This window comes from Streptomyces sp. NPDC047072 (assembly GCF_040643855.1).
In the GTDB taxonomy this organism is placed as follows: domain Bacteria; phylum Actinomycetota; class Actinomycetes; order Streptomycetales; family Streptomycetaceae; genus Streptomyces.
In genome coordinates, this window is sequence record NZ_JBEYVC010000034.1 from 68485 (window position 1) to 74593 (window position 6109).

9 protein-coding genes are annotated in these 6109 nt (G+C 63.3%); 8 read left to right on the forward strand and 1 reads right to left on the reverse strand.

Annotated elements, in window-relative coordinates:
- Positions 1-15: 15 nt before the first annotated feature.
- Positions 16-540 carry a winged helix-turn-helix transcriptional regulator gene (locus tag ABZ896_RS17525; protein ID WP_360928977.1) on the reverse strand — a complete coding sequence of 175 codons (525 nt, stop codon included), beginning with the start codon at positions 538-540 and terminating at the stop codon, positions 16-18.
- Positions 541-1497: 957 nt separating this feature from the next.
- On the opposite strand from ABZ896_RS17525, the gene ABZ896_RS17530 reads away from it, so the two are divergent.
- From ABZ896_RS17530 to ABZ896_RS17565, 8 genes are all read left to right on the forward strand, one after another.
- Positions 1498-2319, forward strand: coding sequence for a hypothetical protein (locus ABZ896_RS17530; RefSeq protein WP_360928980.1), 822 nt, complete (start codon positions 1498-1500; stop codon positions 2317-2319).
- 340 nt (positions 2320-2659) lie between these two features.
- On the forward strand, positions 2660-3067 hold the full coding sequence (locus ABZ896_RS17535; protein WP_360928983.1) for a hypothetical protein: 408 nt from the start codon (positions 2660-2662) through the stop codon (positions 3065-3067).
- A 175-nt stretch (positions 3068-3242) separates the two neighbouring features.
- Positions 3243-3629: a hypothetical protein gene (locus tag ABZ896_RS17540; RefSeq protein ID WP_360928986.1), complete on the forward strand. Its 387-nt coding sequence runs from the start codon at positions 3243-3245 to the stop codon at positions 3627-3629.
- Positions 3630-3744: 115 nt separating this feature from the next.
- Positions 3745-4113 carry a hypothetical protein gene (locus tag ABZ896_RS17545; RefSeq protein WP_360928989.1) on the forward strand — a complete coding sequence of 123 codons (369 nt, stop codon included), beginning with the start codon at positions 3745-3747 and terminating at the stop codon, positions 4111-4113.
- A gap of 218 nt (positions 4114-4331) precedes the next feature.
- Entirely contained in the window at positions 4332-4910 is a 579-nt protein-coding gene (locus ABZ896_RS17550) for a hypothetical protein (RefSeq protein WP_360928992.1), read from the forward strand.
- A 2-nt stretch (positions 4911-4912) separates the two neighbouring features.
- Entirely contained in the window at positions 4913-5308 is a 396-nt protein-coding gene (locus tag ABZ896_RS17555) for a hypothetical protein (RefSeq protein WP_360928995.1), read from the forward strand.
- A gap of 131 nt (positions 5309-5439) precedes the next feature.
- On the forward strand, positions 5440-5595 hold the full coding sequence (locus tag ABZ896_RS17560) for a hypothetical protein (protein WP_360928998.1): 156 nt from the start codon (positions 5440-5442) through the stop codon (positions 5593-5595).
- Positions 5592-5954, forward strand: coding sequence for a hypothetical protein (locus ABZ896_RS17565; protein ID WP_360929001.1), 363 nt, complete (start codon positions 5592-5594; stop codon positions 5952-5954). Before ABZ896_RS17560 ends, ABZ896_RS17565 begins: the two co-directional genes overlap by 4 nt.
- Positions 5955-6109: the final 155 nt, after the last annotated feature.

Sequence of the window (6109 nt, forward strand, 5' to 3'; positions counted from 1 at the left end):
GTGCAGGAAACTCACTCAGCTGTTCCCAGATTCCTCGATGCGTCGGCGCTCTCGCGCACGTTTCAAGAGATCCGCGTTCAACTCCGCCCACTCGGCCAGAGGTGCCACCACGACGAGTAAACCCTGCGCGGCAGAAGTCAACTCGTATGCTGCACGGTAGGGGAACACAGGTTCTCTGTCGTGCCTGACGAGTTCTCCCTGCTCCAGGCGTCGAAGAGTCCTGTTCAATGTGCCGTCTCGAAGGTAGTTATGCTTTTTACCCGGCCAGGCACTTCCGGTCTGAATCGATCGAATGGCATCGAGGAGAGCCGTGTACTGAAGTGGACCACCGTGCAGGGCGACGAGAACGTCCCAAGTCCATTCGCCACTCATCAGATGTCGCGTATTATGAATACCACGCAGAAAGCGCTCATCATCTGGTGCCAAATAACTCTCCGGGTTCTGTCGCTTGCGCCCGCCAAATCTGTGAGGCACCTGGCCTTCGTCCGGTTCATGCTGCACTGAGCCGCGTCGACGCCAGCGGCCTAATCGATCGGGCACGAAACTCTCCTTTATCTCCTCGAACCCCCAGTCGCGCAAGCAGTCTGGCACGCTCCTCGCATCATGGACAGGCTGTACACAGAAGTTATGCACAGTGCAGTCCACCTGTGCCTCACGGCGGGCAGGAGTCACGTGCCCCGACGTGCCGGGTGGCCCGGTGATCCACTGCGGAAGCCGTGCGGTGCAGGGCCCGCGAGCGTAGTGTCAAAGGAATCATCCGTGGCTCAGACTGGCGCCGCTACGGAGACTGGTGACATGCGATTACCCGACCTCGGAATTGCAGCAAACCACGCTGCCTTCCTGCTGAATCGGTTGCTAATGTCGTAGTCCACACTGCCGATGGTCGCGTCCACCCGGAAGTCGCGCCCGGGCGATTGCTTCTACGACGGAGTGCCGGGGGGTTCGGCTGAGTGTGGCACCAGCCAGATCGTATGAACCACGGTTCGTCTGAACCGAGCCAGACTGGGATACTTGCCGACCTGCTCCCGGCCGTCTGGTCCGGCTTCCTGCCTCGGTTCTTGTCTGTCTTCCGTTCCCGCTGCCCGTTAGAGCGGAAGCTCGGTGCTGCCCCTTGTTGCAGGTAGACGGGATTTGGCCCCCGCCAGCGCAGCATGCAACTGGGTGGCAAGTAGGCACCTGAACAAACGGAAGGGCAGGGCTGGTGGGTGGGAGGATCGGCTTGGTTCGACGGTGGCGGTATTTCGTGACGCGAATTTCCCCATTCTTTATTCCTGGCCAATTCCCCTTCCGTTTCCTTGCTCGCGTCAATCCAACCGTATTCTTGCCTGATGGTGCAGCTTCGAACCGGTGGAATTCATCACCTGTGACCTTGGGTTCTTTCCGGGGGTGATTCAGAAAGAATGCTGCGACTTCTTGCATTGGCTAGGAATTGCGAGATAATTGAATTACCGAGGCGCAGTACACTATGGTACGCGTCGCGAACGACCGGAGACGATCGTGAGCAATCAGTTATCCGGAGGGGAAAACCCGGCGGACCGCCGAACCAGGCAAGTCGCAGCAGAAGACATGAAGCGCTTGACTGCGGCGGACTTCGCGGAGCTGCAAAGGATCGCGCGCGGATACTGCCGTACCGTCGATTCGACACGTTCGCGTAAGCGGATGGACGGAAGCGCGACGGTCGCCCGTAGCGGCGGCGCTCTGTACGGCACAGACGACGTAAGCGACGACGTGACGCAGGACGCCGTTTTGATCTTCGCAAAGCGGTTGGGTGACATCATCGATACGTGTGAAGTATCGGCCGACTGGGTTGCTACACGCGAGCCCTCCGCGTGGCAGTACGTTCGGCGAGACGGCGAAACGATCGTCGTCACCCGTAAGACGCTCCAATACTGGGCAGTCAGGGACGCTGCCGCACGGAACGGCTACAGGTTGGACGTCAAGCCGGAGGAAATCGACGCCACCCCGGGAAAGCAGATCACGCGTGGAATTCCGCATGCGGACAAGCTTTCTACCCTGGCCGTGACCCCGTACCTGTCGGGAAACAGTGAGACGATCTTCCGCGCGGCGTGGGGCGATGGGAGCGAATATCCGACGTTGCGCGGGATGCTCGGGCACGCGACCAACGCGGATGATCTCGGTCGTGCTGGCGTCATGGGCAAGACGGCGCAAGAACTGTACGGCGGCCCGCTCAATTCGTCGTCAAAAGTGCAGCGTGCGCGAGACGCGGGAATCAAGGAATGGCGCGCTCTGTCCGCGTCGCTTGACTCCGTGCGGGATGAGTTGGTCTACCGCAGTACGCGACAGCAGAAGAATGACTAGGACCCCCTAGGCTTCATTCAGAGTCCCCCGACCGTGTCGGTCGGGGGACTCTGTCTATGTTCAAAAAGAATTCTGAAGATCGGGATTTGGTGGACTCCGGGATACGTATTTAGGTGAGAGGCTGATCGGATGCTGGGTGAGTGATGACCTAGGGTTCGGCACCTTTCCGGCGTGTAGAAAAATTTCACGATGGTTTTTGCTTGATCGGTAATCGGATGGTTCCGGGTGACGTATCTATGTGAGAGCGAATTTCGGCAGAGCTCCACTTCAGTGCACGTCCCGCACGCGCGCTGATTGGGGTGCTCATGCCGGAGCACCCATGACCCGTAGGAGAGGGATCATGGAAACCGCAAGCGCGATCGAGTTAGTTGATCACGTGGTCTACAAGCCGGGTTGGACGTTCACCGCCCGCGAGCACACGAAGAGGTTCGAGGGCACCATCGTGGTGCGTGTCGACTACCCGGCGCGCAACAGCAACCGGGACCAGGCTCCGGCCGGTTACCCGGAGGAGATCACCACGTACGCGGAATTCCCGATGGTGATCAAGGACTGCACCGACGAGGACCTGTACGCGGCCCTCCTCCATGTGATCATGTCCATCGAAGAGCACGAGGCTCGGGAGTTCCTCCGTGTGCGGCCGACCCATTGGGCGCCTTTCCATCCGCACCGGGCGAACGGGATGCGCCGTTGGGCCGCCCGCAACGGCAAGAGCGACCTCATGAGCGATCTTCAGTTCGGCATCGCGTGAAGCACGGACGGGCTCTCTGCCTGATCGGCTGGTGTGCAGTGACGGTCTGTGCGCTCGGTCTGGTGGTCGTCTCGGCCCACTGGTGAGTCCGCCTGCCGCGTGGCATGGGTGCGGCACTTCGGCAACGGGGTGCCGACGTCCGTCCGTTGCAGGCACGTGATCGAGGAGAGGGATCATGCGACTCATCCACGATGCCACTGCGTCCACCGTCGAGCCGGGCACCACGATCCATCTGGTGTCCGGCCCGAAAGCGGGCCAGGCATGGCGGTTCGAGAAGATCACCGAGCACGCGACCGATGGGCACCGGGTGCTCGCCTCCCGGTTGCATCCGAAGTTCGGTCGGATTCACTGGGAATTCCACCCCGAACTGTTCGGCTGCTCGGTGGAGATCGATGTCCACTGGTACGCGGACCGGCAGCGCGTACTGCGGGCTGTTGGCCACGCGGCCACGACGGCGGTGAGCGCGTTCACCGCTGCCGTTGTCGCCTGGCTGGTCCACGAGTACGGCAACGCTGAATGGGGCGGAGTGCTGGCCGTGTTCGGCGTCCACGCGGGGACCTGACTGCTGGGCCATGAGGGGCGCACGTCCATGCCGGGACGTGCGCCCTTCTGGTCTTGCAGCCCGCAAGACTCCCGCCATGCCGGGCGGGACCGTGATCAGCTGGAGAGGACTGGTCATGGACACTCTGACGACGTCTGCCGTCGCTTCCCTGTACGACGAGCTGTTTCTGAACGGCGGGTTCACGATCATGATCTGCCCGGACGGCAGCGCCTATGTCCCCGCCGACGGGTACGCGGTAAGCATCACCGCGACGCAGCACACCGTCTCCGCTGCGGCGCCGTTCGAGGCGTTCGCGGACCTGGTCCGCACTGTGACGACGCAGTACGAGAACGTCGTCGGCCTTGGCGGCTGGTTGGCCGACGGCGTGGTCTACGTCGACCCGGTCGAGATCATCCCCGACCGGGAGCCGGCGATCTTAGCCGGGAAACGACGAGAGCAACTGGCGATCTTCGATCTGGCGGCACAAACGGAGATCACGTTGTAACTGCCGCACCGCAGAAGGCGCATCACGCGATGGTGGTGCGCCCTTCTGATCGTGCGCCGGGCAGGCCGGCGATCTCCGTCGAGCCTGCCTCCACCCCACGGATGAGGGCCCCCGAGCGTCGCCTGCGGGGATGCCGCCCCGTGGCATCCGCATCTCGAACACGGATGCCTGGCGCCTCGGTGGCCCTCACAGTCCCGGTCTTTGGAGAGGACAGGACTATGCCCAAGCTTGCCACGGAATCGTGGTCGGTGCGCCGGGCACTGGCTGCTCGACAGCCGTTCACCACCTACGGTGCCCTCCGTGCCACGAGCGAGCGCAACTACTGCGTAGGACGCCTTCCGGATCAGTGGGCCGACCGATACCGGGCGGACGCCGATGCCGGACACATCGTTTACCAGGTCTACAGCTACAGCACGCCCATCGCGTGGGTGCTGGACGACGGTGCGGTCGTTGTGCCGCAGGTGCGCTACTCGCTCACCACCACCCGCCACCAGGGCCTGCTGTACGCCCTGGACAAGACCCCCGACAACTTCCCGCCGGACGTTCCCCGTGAGCGCGTGTCCGCACCCACCCAGGGGCCTGGGAGCTGGGACTGGCCCCGCGCGGACGGCTACCCCGTTGGGGATGAGGGCCGGAGCGGTCGCGGCTGGGTCTCGCGCATCGAGCGTCTGGAGCGGTCCCTTCGCGCGGACTTCGCGCCAGTGCGGATGGAGTACAGCGAGAGCTACAGCGTCCGTCAGGGCTGGGCCACGTCGTACGACGTCGGTCCCGCGTCCGGCGTGGAGCAGGTGGCTTGATCATGAGCTACACGATCGAGATCACCCGCCACGTCGTGAGCTACCGGACCCGGGCGGGGGTCACCCCGACCGGGGGCCGGTACGGCGGTGAATGGATGGACGGTGACTTCCGCACGATCGAGCCGCCGTTCACGACCTGCGAGTCGTACGACGAGTACGACGCGGAGTGGTGGGAGGGCGACCTGATCTCCTGGGCGGTCGACAGGATCGACCCGACCGGAGTCACGGAGCCGTCTGCTTCTCCTATCGGCAACTCCGCCTCCGACTACGCCTGGTTCAGCGGCCGTTACGAAGATCCATACGAGGGCGACGGCAGGGTCACCGAGACATCCGTACGGCTCACCGGTGACTGGTCCCCGCGACAACGCGCGGAAGTCTTCCGTGCGGTGAGCCGATGAGTTGAACAGCACAGACTCCCGCACCCTCTCAACTCCCCCGCGCAGGAGGGGGTGCGGGGCCATTCCAGGGATGCCGCCATGCCGGGCAGCGCCCCTGGCCCATGTCCTGATCTGAAGGAGAGAACGAGATCATGAGCACAGAGGAGACCACCAAGGTCAGAGTCGACGACAACGAGGATCTCTCGCTCGATGACCTGCCGGTCACTCGTGGCGACGAGGCCTATTTCGCGGTGAACGAGCGAGCCGTGGAAGGAGTCAAACTCCTTCCGCTCACCGAGGGTGCGTGATCAAGGTGACCGCGCTCGCCGCACTCACGCCGGAGCGGTTCGACGCGCCGCTGTACGAACTGCCGCCAGAGGAACGGCCCGAGGGGCTACGGGATTTCACCGTCACCGTGGCCGGACCCGAGCGATACGACGGGGAGAAGCCCTACACATATGTCGTGCGCGACCACACCACCGAAGGCGCCTGGATCCAGGCTCTGACCTGGCACATGAGGACGAACGAGACCCTGGATGCGCACGTGGTCGCGTCCGAGTCGCACGCAGGGCTGCCGCCCTCCGACGCCGGTTACTTCTGGAACGATCTGCGCCCCGAAGAGCAGCTCGCTGCGGTGCCGGCACCTTCAGGAGAGGCCGAGCAATGATCATGAGTGAGAAGCATGACATCAAGATCGGTCGGCGGGTTCGTCATGTTGACGGGGGCGACCGTACCGCGATCGTCAAGCGGTTCTACGCCTACCCGCTGGTGACCGTCGAGTGGGAGGAGACCGGGCGCGAGTCGACCGAGAACATGGCCTAC

Excerpts from the sequence above, each read along its gene's own strand:
- ABZ896_RS17535 (WP_360928983.1), top strand. The coding sequence starts at position 2,660 with ATGGAAACCGCAAGCGCGATCGAGTTAGTTGATCACGTGGTCTACAAG.
- ABZ896_RS17540 (WP_360928986.1), top strand. The coding sequence starts at position 3,243 with ATGCGACTCATCCACGATGCCACTGCGTCCACCGTCGAGCCGGGCACC.
- ABZ896_RS17545 (WP_360928989.1), top strand. The coding sequence starts at position 3,745 with ATGGACACTCTGACGACGTCTGCCGTCGCTTCCCTGTACGACGAGCTG.
- ABZ896_RS17550 (WP_360928992.1), top strand. The coding sequence starts at position 4,332 with ATGCCCAAGCTTGCCACGGAATCGTGGTCGGTGCGCCGGGCACTGGCT.
- ABZ896_RS17555 (WP_360928995.1), top strand. The coding sequence starts at position 4,913 with ATGAGCTACACGATCGAGATCACCCGCCACGTCGTGAGCTACCGGACC.
- ABZ896_RS17560 (WP_360928998.1), top strand. The coding sequence starts at position 5,440 with ATGAGCACAGAGGAGACCACCAAGGTCAGAGTCGACGACAACGAGGAT.